General features: G+C 43.4%; 20 protein-coding genes. 16 read left to right on the top strand and 4 right to left on the bottom strand.

The window, feature by feature from the left end:
• Nucleotides 1-7: 7 nt before the first annotated feature.
• Genes AC23N5_RS17200 through AC23N5_RS17190 form a run of 3 tightly spaced genes read right to left on the bottom strand, consistent with a single transcriptional unit; the run spans nt 8 to nt 667 of the window.
• Nucleotides 8-238: a hypothetical protein gene (locus tag AC23N5_RS17200; RefSeq protein ID WP_487756528.1), complete on the bottom strand. Its 231-nt coding sequence runs from the start codon at nt 236-238 to the stop codon at nt 8-10.
• Between the two features lies 1 nt (nt 239).
• Nucleotides 240-428 carry a hypothetical protein gene (locus tag AC23N5_RS17195; RefSeq protein WP_487756527.1) on the bottom strand — a complete coding sequence of 63 codons (189 nt, stop codon included), beginning with the start codon at nt 426-428 and terminating at the stop codon, nt 240-242.
• On the bottom strand, nt 425-667 hold the full coding sequence (locus AC23N5_RS17190) for a hypothetical protein (RefSeq protein WP_487756526.1): 243 nt from the start codon (nt 665-667) through the stop codon (nt 425-427). Before AC23N5_RS17190 ends, AC23N5_RS17195 begins: the two co-directional genes overlap by 4 nt.
• A gap of 155 nt (nt 668-822) precedes the next feature.
• Here AC23N5_RS17190 and AC23N5_RS17185 point away from each other — a divergent pair, with 155 nt between their 5' ends.
• The 9 genes from AC23N5_RS17185 (at nt 823) to AC23N5_RS17145 (ending at nt 7,870) form a co-directional block, all read left to right on the top strand.
• Nucleotides 823-1,200, top strand: a complete 378-nt coding sequence (locus tag AC23N5_RS17185) for a helix-turn-helix domain-containing protein (RefSeq protein ID WP_487756525.1) — start codon at nt 823-825, stop codon at nt 1,198-1,200.
• Between the two features lie 490 nt (nt 1,201-1,690).
• A complete protein-coding gene (locus AC23N5_RS17180; RefSeq protein ID WP_487756524.1) occupies nt 1,691-2,680 on the top strand; it encodes a DNA/RNA non-specific endonuclease in 990 nt (329 codons plus the stop codon).
• 131 nt (nt 2,681-2,811) lie between these two features.
• Nucleotides 2,812-4,050: a chorismate-binding protein gene (locus AC23N5_RS17175; RefSeq protein WP_487756523.1), complete on the top strand. Its 1,239-nt coding sequence runs from the start codon at nt 2,812-2,814 to the stop codon at nt 4,048-4,050.
• 91 nt (nt 4,051-4,141) lie between these two features.
• A complete protein-coding gene (ispG, locus tag AC23N5_RS17170) occupies nt 4,142-6,130 on the top strand; it encodes a (E)-4-hydroxy-3-methylbut-2-enyl-diphosphate synthase (protein ID WP_487756522.1) in 1,989 nt (662 codons plus the stop codon).
• Nucleotides 6,131-6,143: 13 nt separating this feature from the next.
• On the top strand, nt 6,144-6,338 hold the full coding sequence (locus AC23N5_RS17165) for a hypothetical protein (protein ID WP_487756521.1): 195 nt from the start codon (nt 6,144-6,146) through the stop codon (nt 6,336-6,338).
• Nucleotides 6,322-6,510 carry a DUF6728 family protein gene (locus AC23N5_RS17160; protein WP_183979324.1) on the top strand — a complete coding sequence of 63 codons (189 nt, stop codon included), beginning with the start codon at nt 6,322-6,324 and terminating at the stop codon, nt 6,508-6,510. Before AC23N5_RS17165 ends, AC23N5_RS17160 begins: the two co-directional genes overlap by 17 nt.
• Before the next feature lie 7 nt (nt 6,511-6,517).
• Nucleotides 6,518-6,868, top strand: a complete 351-nt coding sequence (locus tag AC23N5_RS17155; RefSeq protein ID WP_183979323.1) for an MmcQ/YjbR family DNA-binding protein — start codon at nt 6,518-6,520, stop codon at nt 6,866-6,868.
• A 1-nt stretch (nt 6,869) separates the two neighbouring features.
• The gene (locus AC23N5_RS17150; protein WP_487756520.1) at nt 6,870-7,427 is read left to right on the top strand and encodes a DinB family protein; all 558 of its coding nucleotides are present in this window, start codon (nt 6,870-6,872) and stop codon (nt 7,425-7,427) included.
• 263 nt (nt 7,428-7,690) lie between these two features.
• Nucleotides 7,691-7,870, top strand: a complete 180-nt coding sequence (locus AC23N5_RS17145; RefSeq protein WP_122931480.1) for a histone H1 — start codon at nt 7,691-7,693, stop codon at nt 7,868-7,870.
• Nucleotides 7,871-7,925: 55 nt separating this feature from the next.
• Here AC23N5_RS17145 and AC23N5_RS17140 read toward each other — a convergent pair whose 3' ends face one another.
• Entirely contained in the window at nt 7,926-8,225 is a 300-nt protein-coding gene (locus AC23N5_RS17140) for an SCP2 sterol-binding domain-containing protein (RefSeq protein WP_183979321.1), read from the bottom strand.
• A gap of 94 nt (nt 8,226-8,319) precedes the next feature.
• Between AC23N5_RS17140 and AC23N5_RS17135 the strand changes: the two genes are divergently transcribed.
• The 7 genes from AC23N5_RS17135 to deoC all read left to right on the top strand — a co-directional run bounded on the left by AC23N5_RS17135 (nt 8,320) and on the right by deoC (nt 15,592).
• Nucleotides 8,320-8,769 (top strand): RidA family protein, encoded by a 450-nt coding sequence (locus AC23N5_RS17135; protein WP_487756519.1) that lies wholly within the window; start codon nt 8,320-8,322, stop codon nt 8,767-8,769.
• Between the two features lie 121 nt (nt 8,770-8,890).
• Nucleotides 8,891-9,256, top strand: coding sequence for a BlaI/MecI/CopY family transcriptional regulator (locus AC23N5_RS17130; protein ID WP_122931478.1), 366 nt, complete (start codon nt 8,891-8,893; stop codon nt 9,254-9,256).
• Nucleotides 9,257-9,383: 127 nt separating this feature from the next.
• Complete coding sequence (locus AC23N5_RS17125) at nt 9,384-11,165, top strand: M56 family metallopeptidase (protein WP_487756518.1); 1,782 nt, start codon at nt 9,384-9,386, stop codon at nt 11,163-11,165.
• A gap of 157 nt (nt 11,166-11,322) precedes the next feature.
• Complete coding sequence (locus tag AC23N5_RS17120) at nt 11,323-12,315, top strand: mevalonate kinase family protein (RefSeq protein WP_183979317.1); 993 nt, start codon at nt 11,323-11,325, stop codon at nt 12,313-12,315.
• Nucleotides 12,316-12,329: 14 nt separating this feature from the next.
• Entirely contained in the window at nt 12,330-13,364 is a 1,035-nt protein-coding gene (locus tag AC23N5_RS17115) for an oxygenase MpaB family protein (RefSeq protein WP_487756517.1), read from the top strand.
• Between the two features lie 94 nt (nt 13,365-13,458).
• Entirely contained in the window at nt 13,459-14,787 is a 1,329-nt protein-coding gene (locus tag AC23N5_RS17110) for a tetratricopeptide repeat protein (RefSeq protein ID WP_183979315.1), read from the top strand.
• A 49-nt stretch (nt 14,788-14,836) separates the two neighbouring features.
• Entirely contained in the window at nt 14,837-15,592 is a 756-nt protein-coding gene (gene deoC / locus AC23N5_RS17105; protein ID WP_183979314.1) for a deoxyribose-phosphate aldolase, read from the top strand.
• The last annotated feature ends 50 nt before the right edge of the window (nt 15,593-15,642 follow it).

Genomic DNA, 15,642 nt, shown 5'->3' with positions numbered 1-15,642 from the left:
TTAGAGGTTAAGGTTTGCTTTTTGATGATTTTTTAGATTTTAAAAGCCTATTTTTTATCCTTTGTAGGTGTATTAAACTATCACGAGAAATAAAGAAATGGATTTGCTTATCTTTAAAGACTTTTGACTTTTCTGTTAGGCATACGTGTCCATCCCAATTAAGTTCTAGTTGGTCTATTTCATTCAATAGCCACATAATAGCATACACTTCTTCGTGATTCAATTTCAGATTTTTCATATTAATGAGAGGTTAATGTTTGATACTCAAAGGCTTTGGCTTCATTTTCGTACAGTTTGAAATAGTACTCTTTGAGGTCAGGGCATTCCAAGAAACCAGCTATAATTTGTTCAGCCGCAACCTGAAAACTTACATTTTTAAAATGAGACCCATCTTTTTGCTTGTTTTTGGAGTTGATTAGTAGTGTCATTGTGCTTTACGATATTTTGAGTTTGTGGAAAACATTTGTAGTTGAACTTCAATAGGCTTGTGTATCTCATTGGCTTCTACGCCCGTGATTTGAGAAAAAAACCGAATATCAGATTCGGAAGCGTCTCGAAGCATCAAATAGAAATTTGACCTGCTTTTTTTGGTCTTTTGCATCCATTTTAGCCGAAAATCGGCCTGTTTCCGCTTTGGGAGGTTGTCGTAATAGTCTCTTAGTGTCATAGTGCTTTACCGTTTAATAATTTGTTAGTGACAATTCCAAGTATTTAAGCCTGTTGTTTTGCTATTTATTACAACTGTCTTATATATTGGCACTACAAATGTAAAACAAATACTATAATACTTGTCAAGTTTTGTAGTAAAAAATTTATCCTACTATGCACATTGGAGAAAAAGTAAAGACACTGAGAGACCGAAAAGGGCTTTCTAATTCTGAGTTTGCAAGATTATTGGGCATGACAGAAAGCAATTTGTTCAGCATATACAAGCGCGAACACACAACCACTGACGTAGTAGAAAAGATATTGAAAGCAACGGGGGTAACATCAAGCTATTTCTTTGATGATAAGGCACTTATCACCATAACTCAGCAAGGGGCAATTAATGCCGTGGGTGAAAATACTGTTGAGTATAACAGTACAAAAGCGCTTATGGAAGAAAGCACCGAAATTGCCGTATTAAGGATTCAGCTCGAAAGCAAGGAAAAAGAAATTGAGTACTTGAAGCAGATAATCGAACTAATGAAAACGAAGTAAAAATGTCAGTTGATTTGTCAGTAAAACCTTGTCAGTTGACTAAATATAGCCCTATTTTCCTGATTATCAGTGGAGTAAAACACGGTTTGGGCAATATCCCGCCGACTCCACAAAAACCCTCAAATTGACGAAATTTGAGGGTTTTTTGTTTAAAAGTTACACCTTTTAGGGGCTTGTTTGCCCTCGGTGTGACGGGCTAATCATTTGTAATAGCAAACCATCTAATAGTATATTGACCACGGTAAAATATACTATTAAATGGTTTGCTATTGTTTTGCTATTGGTCTATTTATTTCTCTTAACTTGCAGAAAAAATATTCAGCGTAGTTACAGGTTAAGATTAGTTATGAAAACCCCGTTATTTTTATTTGCGTTTTTTGTTAGTGTTTTTTGCAATTTTACTCAAGCCCAAATCAAAAGCATTACGTCTGGAAATTGGGAGGCCGCTTCAACTTGGTCTTGTCATTGTGTCCCCACTAAAAACGATAATGTGATTATCAAAACAGGGCACAGCGTTAAAACTACCAACGGCTATTTGTGCCGAAACTTGGAGGTTGAGAAAGGAGGAAGTGTTGAAATTTTAGGAACATTCTTAGCGGAAGCTTCCGCGCCAATTAGCCCCAATCTATATCTAGGCCGACCCACCAAACCAAATGATACAACCGATTTGTTGATGGTGAAGCCGCAATTTGTGCTAAGCTATAACAACACCAAACGTCACGCCAATTGGGTCAGTTGGGAGCTTTCTACTTCGTGGTTGGGAACCTCTGACCGTCAGAATGACTTTCGTCCCGATTCTACTTTAAAGCAAGGCTGGTACCGTGTTGTGACCTCCGATTATACCAACAGCGGTTTTGATCGAGGGCACCTTTGCCCTTCGGCCGATAGAACCAAGTCGGAGGAAGATAATTCGGCTACGTTTTTGATGACCAACATCGCGCCTCAAGCCCCAGTACTCAACCGCGAACCTTGGGCTTACTTGGAAGAGTATTGCCGAAATGTGGTCAAAACGGGTTACAAGGCAGTGATTATCGCGGGTATGGACGGCTCTGGAGGAGCAGGTACAAACGGCTCAATGCAGCGTATCAATGGAAAAATAAATGTACCTTCAAAACTGTATAAAATTGTGGTTTTTTATCCTGAACAGGGGTCAATAACCACAAATTCCACGGTTATTGCGGCTAATTTTCCCAACACAAATGAAGCAAATCAAGACGTCAGCTGGTTAAAATACGTCACTACTATTAAAGACATTGAGTCGTCAGTGACGGGGGTAGATTTCCTAAGTAGCCTTCCTATGCCCTTGCAGACGGTCCTAAAAAACAAAAAGTTTGATGTTGCAAATGCAGGTTTTGACGTAGAAGCGACCGTTAGAACTTACAACGGTAAGCCACTGCTCGTGGGGCCGAGGGGAGGCTGCTATTACATCAATTCCAATGGGAATAAAACGTACGTAGATCGGTCTTTCTGTGGTAATTAGTGAAAGATGTACCCAAACTTTATCACAAAAAGTGCCTTTTGTCGAACAAATTGTGCTCCTTTGCACTTTTATGAGTAAATGTTTTTGCCCAAAATAAGGCACACTTTTACTTTAAAAAGTGTTAGGTGAGTATGATGTCAGACAAACTAAAAACAACAGGGGCTTCTTCCCTTTTTGATCACAGCTTACATCCACTTTCTGCGTGGCAAAGCACCCGTGAGTTAGGCTTTGCGGCAGCGCTGTGGCGGCTTCCACACCAGAAAGACAAGCACCTCATTGTTAATTTTGGGTCAGAGCTCCCTCGTACGCGAATGACGCTTGATGAGCTGCCCGCGGGCTTTGCCATGAGCCCGTTTCTAAACATCGAAGGAGATAATTCGCTCTTTATTGAAGCCGATTTGTATTTTCGTTTTGATGAAAATGGAGAGGCGAGGTTGGAGCAAGAAAGTGCCTATTTGTCTGCTCCCAACCGTGAAAAATGGTATAATCATTACCGAAATCGACCAGCGAATGCTTCTTCGTTGGTGATAGCTTCTGACAGCCCACGTCAACCCGAATTGCCAAACTTTGCGTACTTGGAGGCGGTTCAAAAAGCAGTGAAGGCGATTGAGGCAGGAGCATTCAAAAAAGTTGTTTTTTCGCGAGTAAAGCAGGTTGAATTGGCTCCTGATTTTACATTCTCAGAAGTCTTTGAACGCCTGTGCGAAAAATACCCTACGGCATTCGTGTCAATGGTGTATTTGCCGCAGCTTGACCAAGTTTGGTTGGGTGCCACGCCCGAAACCTTGGTGAGTGTCGATAAAGAAGGTATGTTTCGGACGGTATCGTTGGCGGGTACGCAGTCGGCTTTTGATGCTTCGGGCGCGCCGATTTCCGTCAAAAAAGCGGCTTGGACCCAAAAAGAGATAGAAGAACAAGCCTTGGTAGGGCGTTACATTATTTCGTGTTTCAAAAAAATTCGGGTTCGTGAGTACCTCGAAGAAGGCCCAAAAACGGTCGTTGCTGGAAATCTGATGCACCTTCGAAGCGACTATTTGGTGGATACTAAGACGATAAATTTCCCTGAACTAGGAACGGTGATGTTGGAATTGCTCCATCCGACATCGGCGGTGTGTGGGATGCCCAAGATGGAAGCATTGGCGTTTATTCAACAACACGAGGGCTACAACCGTGAGTTTTACAGCGGGTATTTGGGGCCAGTAAACGTTGGAAACGAAACCCATCTTTTTGTGAATTTGCGTTGTATGAAAATTCAAAACAACGTAGCGACGCTCTACGCTGGAGGAGGAATCACGGAAGATTCGGAGCCCGAAAAAGAATGGCAAGAAACCGAAATGAAATGCCAAACGATGCTTTCGGTGTTGGGCTAAAAACAATCCCTGCTTCTTTGGGGTTTTATCAGTAATTTTGTCGCGTTAAACGGGTGAGGCTTATCACTCACTGCAAAATGTACTCTTGCTTATGACAATCATCAACGACACCGTATCGCTTCAAGACGCGATTAAGTCGTATCAATACGCTAACTCGTTGACCGAGTATTCTCGCCGTAAAACCATCACGGTCAATATTGGGGGCGTTCCTATGGGTTCTGATTACCCAATTCGGGTTCAGTCCATGACTACCGTCGATACCATGAACACCGAAGGGTCGATTGAGCAGGTAATTCGGATGGTGGAGTCGGGTTGCGAGTATGTGCGCATCACGGCGCCAAGCGTGAAAGAAGCCCAAAACTTAGAAAATATTCGCAAAGGATTGCGCGCGCGCGGTTACGAAGTGCCACTCGTTGCCGATATTCACTTTACGCCCAATGCGGCTGAGTTAGCAGCTCGTATTGTGGAAAAGGTGCGCATCAATCCAGGGAACTATGCCGATAAAAAACGCTTTGAAATCATCGACTATACCGAAGATGAATACCAGCGTGAATTGGAACGTATTCGTGAAAAATTTATACCATTAATAAATATTTGTAAGGAGTACGGAACGGCCATGCGGATTGGTACGAACCATGGTTCGTTGTCTGACCGTATCATGAGCCGTTACGGTGATTCACCGTTGGGAATGGTGGAGTCGGCGTTGGAGTTTTTGCGGATTTGCGAGGAATTTAACTACGACCAAGTGGTGCTTTCGATGAAATCGAGTAATCCTTTGGTGATGGTAGAAGCGTACCGTTTGCTTGTCCACCGACTTGATGCCGAAGGGTTAAAGCCGTATCCGTTACATTTGGGCGTGACAGAAGCAGGCGAGGGCGAAGATGGTCGTATCAAGTCGGCCGTTGGCATCGGAACTCTGTTGGAAGATGGGCTAGGGGATACCGTTCGCGTTTCTTTGACTGAAGACCCCGAATTTGAAGCTCCTGTGGCAAAATCGCTCATTGACCGATATACGCAACGGGCGCAAGTAAGCAAACCTATCGCTCCGTTGGTTGCTTCACCCATTAATCCTTTCCAATACAGCCGTCGCAAAACGCAGGAAGTCTATAATTTCGGGGGCGGAAACGTGCCACGGGTGATTGCCGATTTTTCACAAATTGAGGTTGAACAATACGAAGACTTGCGCAGCATTGGTCATTTCTATTTGCCCGTTCCTGACAAATGGAAAATGAACGACATTGGCGCTGATTTTATCTACTCAGGTGCGCGTCCTGTGCCGTTTATGTTGCCCATGGGATTGAAAGAAATCATGGATTACGAAACGTGGAAAACCCAGTCGGACCGTGAACATAAGTTTCCTCTGTTTACGCTTAATGAGTTTATTGTTGCCGAAGAGCAAAGTTCCATCTTGAATTTTGTAAAGGTGGATACAAGTGCGCCATTGTCAGCCGAAACGCTTGGGAATATTCCAGTAGTTTTGGTACTAGAAAGTCAAAATGCGCACGCTATGCCCGAAATGCGTCGTTTTATGATTGATTTAATGGATAAGAACGTGACTATTCCTGTCATTATTCAACGGACTTATTCAGGAAACGATTTCGACGAACTTTCGCTTTTTGCCGCGACCGATTGTGGAGGTTTACTCGTGGACGGGATGGGCGACGGTATTATGCTAAGCGCGGTTCAGACCGATTTAGGATTGGCAAAACAACAAAATAGCATTGGTTTTGGCATTCTTCAAGCGGCTCGTACGCGAATGTCAAAAACGGAATACATTTCGTGCCCGTCGTGTGGACGAACGTTGTTTGATTTGCAAGAAACCACCGCCATGATTCGCAAACGGACCGATCACCTCAAAGGAGTGAAAATTGGTATCATGGGCTGTATCGTCAACGGCCCAGGAGAAATGGCCGATGCTGATTACGGATACGTGGGGATTGGTAAAGATAAGATAGCCTTGTATCGTGGCCAGCAGGTTGTCAAAAAGTCGGTGACTGCGGCAGCGGCAGTCGATGAATTGATTAATTTAATCAAAGAAGACGCCAAATGGTTTGAACCCGAAGCGTTGGAGTCTATATAAAATTGTTGGAAAAATGAATGTACAAGAAATAGAAAACGAAATTCAGCAACTTAAACCTGAGCAATTAAAAGAGTTGGCCGTCTGGTTTGACGAATATCGCTTTAAACTTTGGGATGAAAGAATCGAAAGAGATGCTGCGTCTGGTCGGTTAGATAATATGATGCATTTGGAGAACTTAACACAGTACAGAAATGAAAAAAATTGTTGAATTTTTGCAGTTGGGAGAAGTATTCGGATACTTTCTGCGGGTATTTCAAAAACCAGACCCTTCGCGGCCTAGTACGGCTTCCCTCCGCGTGATGCACGGCATCAACCGTATTTCTATCGTTATGTTTTTGTTGTGCCTTGGCGTGATGTTGTATCGCTTCTTTACAAGATAGGTTAGGAATGAACATTGAGACCTTACAAGCGTATTGTTTGTCGAAAGCTGGTGTGACAGAGGAGTTTCCGTTTGGAGATGAAACGCTGGTTTATAAAGTAGTGGGAAAAATATTTGCACTCAGTTCGCTTGATTCAACTCCTTTGAGTATCAATCTTAAATGTGATCCCGAACGCGCCCTTCAGCTTCGTGAAGAGTACGATTGTGTGCGCCCAGGTTTTCACATGAATAAAAAACACTGGAATACCGTGGTTGTGGATGGCTCGGTCAAAGATGCCCTCATACGCGATTGGATTGATCATTCATACGAACTTGTAGTGGCGTCGTTGCCCAAAAAAACGCGTGAACAATTGAGCTAAAATGAACATTGCAGAGACAAGACAACAACTTCTAAAAGATATTCAGCAGATTCGTCAAACCGTTTCGCTGGAGTTTAAAACGCTTTCAGAGGCGCAACTGCTCTGGAAACCAGCCCCCGAGCGTTGGGGAGTTTTGGAATGTTTGGTACATCTCAATGCGGCCAGTCAATACTATACAAACCAATTGAAACTCAAATTTTCACAAACGCCAATCCGCTCTTCTGCTACGGACTTTGAGATGAGTTTCAACGGTAAAATGATGCTTGGTTTTGTGGATCCTGCTTCGCCGCGAAAAATCCCTTCACCTGGAATGTTCAAACCAAAACCGTATCATTTGGATGCGCCAAAAGTGTTGGAAAGGTATTTTATGATTCTTCAGGATTTAGAAAATAGCCTTGAAAGCTCCGAAGGTGTCGATTGGAATCAAAAAATTATTTCTCCTTTTACAGCTTTGCTCAAATTTCGTCTGGGTGATGTTTTTCTGTTTGTGGTAGCACACCACCAACGTCACCTCAACCAAGCGATGCGTGTAAAACAAGAATCCTCCTTCCCGCGTTAATTTCAGAAATGTGCCTTTTTGAGCGAATTAGGGCGTTTTTGAGGAAAAAGGTTTAAAATTAAGTAAATTTACAATATTGTATAACTTCTTGTATTTGAGGTGGTTATGTGAATTGTGTTTTGTTTTGGCTAAGAAATTGCATTATTTTTATTAGTTTTTTGATTATTTCTGTTGTGTTTCAGGGTAGAATTACTAAATTTCGGCCAAAACACGCTGTTTTAGGCGTTTAGGACACTTTATAAAACCAAAAACCGTACATTATTATGGCAAGATTTGATGAAGTCAAGAATCTCGTGTTAAGCCTTGAAGCTGACTTTGATAAATTCTACAGCAAGGGTAACCAAGCAGCTGGAACACGCGTCCGTAAAGGAATGCAGGAGTTGAAGAATTTAGCCCAAACAATACGTTCGGAAGTACAGAGTAGCAAAAATGACAAAGAGTAGTTTTTTAATCTAACTCCTAAAAGCGGGCTTGGCATACCAAGCCCGCTTTTTTAGTTTAGCTACCAAAAGTTTGTGCAATTTTCATCGCTACAGCCATATCGCCTTTAATTTTGAACTTACCCATCATGTAACCCATCATCGGATTAAGGTCACCATTAATGAGATCCAAGGCGTTTTTAGTAGTGATTTCCATGGCACAGTCGGTTTCTAAGTCTTCGTTTGAGACAATGTTCGGAACTTGCTTCGTGTCAACAAACACAACACCCTCGTCGGTGACGAACTTGAAGCTCGCATCAAGGCCACTGTCAGTGCCAACCAGTGTTTTTACTTTCTCGGTAAGAGTTTGTAAGCTCATAAAATTGGTTTTTAGTAAAAAAAAACAGAATTTGGAAAGCAAAATTAGTAGTCTGCGGTATATTATCGACAGAATGTGTTATAAATCCAATTCTATGAAGCCCTTTGCCCTTATTTTTGCTTTGTTTTTGAGTAGTTTGAGCATTTTTGCTCAGAAAAAAATTATTAAGAGCGATCAAGCTCCTGTTCCAATCGCGCCCTACAGTCAAGCAGTAGAAGCCAATGGGCTAATTTTTGTTGCAGGACAAATAGGATTGAACCCACAATCTCGCCAGCTGGTCTCAGGAGGCTTCGAGGCCGAGGCGACACAGGTCATGGAAAATATCAAAGCGATACTATCGGCGGCGGGTCTGACGATGGATGATATTGTCAATACAACTATTTATTTAAAAGACGTCTCTTATTTTCAAAAAATAAATGACATCTATGGGAAATATTTTAGTGGAAATTTCCCAGCCCGCACTACGGTTGGAGTAAACAACCTCCCAGGAGGAGCAAGTGTCGAAATAGCGGTTGTTGCCCTCAGAGGCCAAAAACGTAAATAAATGCGCTAAAATGAATGTTTTTTGCAAGACCTAAAAATTTAATAAAATTTTAATTGCAAAAACTACACGGATAGTTTATATTTGTCTATTATTTTATTTTTTAACCTACTTTTTGAGAACCATGAGAGAGTTGACCAAAGCCGAAGAACAAGTAATGCAAATCCTATGGGATTTGGGCAAAGGCGTAGTATGGAATGTCCTGGAGCGTTTTCCGACGCCAAAACCAGCGTACAATACCATCTCTACCTTTATCCGAATTTTGGAACAAAAGGGTTTCATTGCGCACCGCCCGATTAGTGGTAAGACGTACGAGTATTTTCCCATTATTTCAAAGGAAGATTACCGTGCCTATGAAGCTAATAAGTTGATGTCCAATTACTTCAGTGGCTCAGTGAAAGACTTAGTGTCGTATTTTGTTCAAGACAAAGACCTAAGTGTTCAGGATGCCGATGAAATTATTAAGTTGCTTCAGGAAGGCGGTAAGTAATCGCATTTCAAGGGCGTAAGCCTTCTTCTGTTGGCGGCAATCGCGTCGCTTCAAGCTCGTAACTTCCCGAAAGGTAAAACTTTCGGGAAGTTCAAAACACCATACTATTTCTAACTTAACCTGAGCCATGTTATTCTTTTCTTATCTCCTCAAAGTCAGCTTTGGGCTAGTGTTGTTCTACGCCTTATATTGGGGTTTGCTGCGTAAGCATACCTATTTCACCGCAAACCGTATCTACTTGTTACTGGTCATGGGGCTCTCTTGTCTTGCGCCTTGGGTGGTGCTTCCCGAAGCGGCGCATGAGCAAGTACCGATGCAGGTAATGGCGCTAGGAGCCGTGAGCGGAGGTGTTATTCAGGTTGAAAAGCCGCCACTATTCACCCTCGAACAGGGCATTTTAATGGCCTATTTAGTCGGTGTTTTGTTTATGTTAGGCCGCTTGATTTGGCGACTTTCTCAAATTTTTAAGATGGTTCGTGCAGGTGAGCACCAACCTTTTGGAGACTGTGTACTTGTGACTGTCGATGACTCATCGATGAGCTCTTTCTCTTTCTTTAATTACTTAGTATTAAACCAAAAGGATGCCAACGTTTATGGGCAAGTCGTTGTAAGCCATGAACTTGTGCATATCCAACAGCGCCATAGTTGGGATTTGCTATGGGTCGAAGTGGTTCAAGCGCTCTTATGGTTTAACCCAATTTTGATTTTTTATAAGCGCTCGCTGAAAGAAATCCATGAATTTATAGCCGATGAAAACGCGACCAACGGTGACCGTTTAAGCTATGCCTATACGTTGGCTGGCTACGCACTGGGGGTATCGCCACAGACATTAACAAATAATTTTTTTGATGTAAAACAATTGAAAAGCAGAATTGCCATGTTGACAAAAAAACGTAGTTCTAAATGGGTATTGGGCCGTTATTTAATGGTTGTCCCCGTTGTGATTGGTCTGGTGGTATTGGTGGCGGCCCGTAGTGCTACTCCAGTACAAACGTTGGTAAACCCAGGTGAGGAGTTTGTGGTAAGAGGAAAAGTAGTAACGTCTGACGGTAAAGGACTACCTGGGGTCAGTATCGTTGTGGTGAACTTACAACGAGGAACAATCACCGACGCGCAGGGAAATTATGCGATAAATGTTGCCCGTGGAAAACAATTGGCTTTTTCTTTTATTGGATTCAAAATGCAGGTACTTGATGCCTTGCAAGGGGAACAAAATGTAGTTATGATTCCCGAAATAGCAGAGCTGAAAGGTGTTACGGTCGTTGGTGAACCCATTCCATCACAAAGCGGTGGCGGGCGTCAGGTGCAGGGTGGACAAACTGCCCCAACGATGTCGAAAGAAGGGACTATTTTCACCAAGGCAGAACAAAACCCTGAGTTCCCAGGTGGCGTAAGGGGCCTGAGTGATTTTTTATCTACTAACCTCAAATACCCCGCAGCAGCTCGCCGTGCGCATGTAGAAGGAAAAGTATTTATAGAATTTACGATTGATGAAAACGGAGTGGTGAAAGACCCTCATGTCGTAAAAGGGATTGGTTTTGGGTGCGATGAAGAAGCAATGCGTATCATGGGTATCATGCCCAACTGGACGCCTGCCAAGCAAAACGGTAAACCTGTTGCCCTCTCATACCAATTGCCAATTGGGTTTGAGTTTGGAAAAGTGGCTGCAAATTCCACACTTACGGATGGCCCCGTAAAAATTATTTTTAATGGAAAGGGAAGTCCTTTTAAGGAACAACCGCTTTACATACTGGATGGTAAAGAAGTAAATTATGAAGAACTTGAAAAGAAGCTCAACCCCAGTGAAATTGACAATATTTCGGTATTGAAAAACGAGTCGGCAACGACGACGTATGGTGACAAAGGGAAGAATGGGGTGATTATTATTACCACAAAAAAGAAAAACTAAGGGTACTACTTTTGGTAAATAACAACTTCCCGAAAATATAAACTTTCGGGAAGTTAACCAAAGATGAGAAAGCGAAGGTAGCAGCCTTCGCTTTTTTGTTGTTAATTTGCGGTTGCTGAAAGCGAAAGTCGCTTACGGCGTGACAGACACACAAAAAATGATTGAAACTCGTGCTTATGCCCGTGCTGGGCTTCTAGGAAACCCTTCCGATGGATATTTTGGGAAAACAATTTCAATTTCGGTGCGCAATTTTGGCGCTTCTATTACGCTGTACGAATCGCCTGAGCTACAGATTGAACCCCAAGTTCAAGATACTCACATTTACAAAAACATCTTCCACCTGCGCGATACCATCAGTACGCTTGGCTACCACGGAGGTGTTCCGTTGGTGAAAGCGTCCATCAAGAAGTTTGTTGAGTATTGCGACAAAGAAGGGATCAAGCTTTCCAATAAAAACTTTACCGTTCGCTACCGTACGACCATACCGCGCCAAGTGGGTTTGGCGGGTTCTAGCGCCATTGTGGTAGCTACGCTTCGGGCGTTGATGCAGTTTTATAAAGTCGAAATCCCGCAGCCGATGTTGCCGACCTTGGCCCTCAAATCGGAAGTGGAAGAATTGGGCATTACGGCAGGTTTACAAGACCGCGTCATTCAGTGCTACGAAGGCTGTGTGTATATGGATTTTTCGAGAGACCTCATCGAAAAACAAGGGTACGGCTACTACGAACCCCTTGACCCTCGAATGTTGCCCAAATTGTACATTGCTTATAAAACTGACCTTAGTAAAGTATCGGGAAAAGTGCTGAATACCATCCGTGAACGTTGGGAGCAAGGCGACCCGCACGTGGTCGGAACGTTGCAAAACATTGCGGGAGTGGCTGAACAAGGCTGTGACGTCATCAAAAACCAAGATTTTAAACGTTTGGGGGAATTGATTAACCAAAATTTTGACTACCGCGCCCAAATCATGACCATCACCGACCGCAACCAAGCGCTTATCGACACCGCTCGTGCTTGCGGGGCTTCGGCGTCGTTTACGGGTTCGGGTGGCTCAATAATTGGAATTTACCGCGACGAAGAAATGCTCAATCGTCTTTTTATCGAACTTAAGAAACAAAACGCGCGCGTTATCAAACCTTTTATAGTTTAAATGGTTTCAAGGTCATGAGACCTGCACAAACGCGAATTTTTGACGATACTTTATTGACCCCTTTTCGCCAACTGGGCGACCCCGCAGCCGACGCATTGGTAGCGGCGGTAGTCCAGCAAACAGGCCGAGAGGGGTTAACTGTTTTTATGCGTTTTTTGGGCGACTTAAAAAATGGTTCGTTCGCCGAGCAGCTTCCCGAAGTTGTTCATTTTTTTGAACAGCAGGGTCATTTGCCTCCTTGGACAGATCCCCAAAAAATGGCGCAAGGCATGGCTTTTTTTTGGAAGCACGAAACCGAGATAGCGTTATTGTTGGGCTGCTATTCACTCCCGTATTGCTACGCCGCCGCCAATGGTGCCCAAGTACTTTGGCTGACCGAACGAATCAAAAAAGACACCTACAAACGGCTAGAAGAGACGGGCGAATTTGTGTTTGAAATCATGCAGGAGCGAGATTGGCGCAATGGTCGTAACGTAATAAAAGTACTTAAAATAAGGCTGATGCACGCCGTTGTTCGGTATTTTACCAGCCACCATGCCCAGTGGGATTCGACTTGGGGGCTTCCCATTAATCAAGAAGACATGGCAGGGACAAACCTCGCCTTTTCGTATATTGTTGTCCGAGGGTTGCGAAAAATGAACGTAAAGACGCAAACAAATGACGAAGAATCGTATTTGCACTTTTGGGATATAATTGGATACCTACTTGGAGTCAATGAGCGCCTTTTACCCGTCGATTTGCGCGAGGCATACCACCTAGACAGGGCCATTTATCGCCGTCAATTTAAGCCATCTACAGCGGGGAAAGGGCTGACCCAAGCCCTTACGAAAGTACTTCAAAATCAGGTTCCTACAAAACAGTTACAGAACTTTCCGATAGCCCAGATGCGTTTCCTTTTAGGGAAGGAAGTGGCTGATTTATTGGGAGTTCCAGAAGTGCCGTTGGAAGATATTGTTGTCCGTACAACGACTCACGTACCATTTTTACAATTTTTATTCCGAAATAATACTCCAGATTCCGACGTACTCAAAACCTACCTGCGAAAATAGTAACCGACATAAACTGATAATATTTATGTCGGTTATGTTGCAAAAAATACCTTGATTGACGTATTATTGTACTTTCTATCCTAACCGCTAAATTATGAGAAAAACTCTACTACCTATTTTGGGTATATTATTGTCGTGTCATATCACTTTTGCCCAAAATTCTGCGGAAACCTATTACGAAGAAGGGCTTACGAAGCAGACCAAAGGCGACGTATCGGGCGCCATGTTAGCCTATACCTCTGCCATTCAGACCAATCCAGATCACGCGCCGAGCTACTACCAACGGGGTTTGCTGAAGGTTTCGCTCAAAGATTATCGTGGTGCCATGCGTGATTATGATGAAGCCATTGGCATTACATCCAAAGATGCCAAAGCCTTTTTATACCGAGGTATGTGCCGAGTCATTCAGGAAGATTTGGGAGGAGCATTGCGCGACTTCAATTCTGCCATTGAACTCAACCCTAACGAAGCCAAAGCATTGCTTCAACGCGGCCAAATTTGGTTTAAAATGGAAGACCAACGCCGTGCCATGCAAGACTTTGACAAAGGACTGGTATTGGAGCCCAATAACGCCCAAGCGTGGTACAGTCGCGGGCAGTGCAAAATTGGCGTAAAAGACTACAAGGGAAGTATTACCGATTTTACCAAAGCCATTGATTTGGGTTACAACGCGGCCTATGCAGGTCGGGGTAATGCGCGTACCAACATGAACGACTTGAATGGCGCGATTACTGACTTGACAAAAGCTATTCAAGTGAATGCCAATGATTCGGAGTCGTTTTATTATCGCGGATTAGCGCGTAGCAAAATGGGTAAGTTTGCGGAAGCACTGACCGATTTTAACGAATCGGTGCGAATCAACCCACAAAATTATATGGCCTACTACGGGAGAGGGGTTTGTAAAGTAAAACTTGGGCAACCCAAAGATGCCGTGGCTGACTACAACCTAGCCATCGAAATCAACGGTGCGTCGGCCAATACGTTGCCTTATTATAACACCTTGATTACGGAAAATACCATCAAATTGTTGGATGTCATTGTCACAAAATACACCCAACCTAAAGATTTGTCGCCAGGCCGTCCAGAGGTTTATTTGTCCAGAGGAATTGCCAAAAATACAATCGGTGAAGGAAAATCTGCGGTTGCTGACTTAGACAAGGCCATCGAGATTGAGCCTACCAACGCCGATAGTTATTTTATTCGGGCGGTGGTGAAATCTTCGTTGGGTGATCAAAAAGGCGCATTGGTGGATTGCAGCAGTGCGATTAAACTAGCACCACGCCACGCCGAAGCCTTTTTCTTGAGAGGAGTTATTAAATTTTCATTGCTCGACAAAAACGAAGCCTGCTACGACTTTAGTAAGTCGGGAGAATACGGTTTTGTAGAAGCATATAACGTGATTAGCCAGCTTTGCTCTAAGTAGGATAGCTTTGCCACGTTCTTATGAGAAAAGACCATAACAAGTTCATGCTATGTTTACTTCTCTCTCAGAACTGGCCAAAATGATAGATCATTCGTTGTTGCAACCGCACCTGACCGATGCCGAATTGGAAGCAGGTTGTGCGTTGGCATTGCAATACGATGTCGCCACAGTTTGTATCAAACCCTACTACGTAACACGCGCCGCCGAACTCCTAAAAGGAAGTAACGTTGGCGTCTGTACCGTGGTAGGGTTTCCTCATGGTGGTAATACCATCGCGCTGAAAGTAGCCGAAACCCGACAGGCTTGTAAAGACGGTGCCACCGAAATCGACATGGTGGTAAACGTAGGAAAAGTGCTGAGCGAAGATTGGCGCTACGTCAAAAAAGAAATCTACGCGATTCTGAAAGAATGCCACAAACACGGGGCTATTTTGAAGGTTATCTTCGAAAACGATTTTCTTCCCAAAGACAAATATAAAGTTAAGCTGTGTAAAATCTGCAGTACCTTGGGCGTGGAGTTTGTGAAAACTTCGACGGGATACGGTTATACCAAGCAAGCCGACGGTAGTTACAATTACAAAGGCGCAACAGAAGCAGATATCCGTTTGATGCGCAAAAACTGCACGCCTGAAGTGCAAGTAAAGGCCGCAGGAGGGATAAGAACACTGGACGAACTGCTTAAAATGAAAGCGCTCGGCGCTACCCGTATTGGTGCCACCGCCACCGTTGTGATGCTTGAAGAAGCTAAAAAACGACTGGGACTGGCAGCCTCAGAAATACAGTCGCCCGTGGTTGATGGGTATTGATATTGATAAAAAAAGCAGTTAATTTTGATTAAATTGTCAAGGTGAACAGC

Source organism: Runella sp. R5_40 (assembly GCF_057652295.1).
The sequence above is the reverse complement of the archived record's forward strand: the minus strand, read 5'-3'. Positions and strand labels throughout refer to the sequence as shown.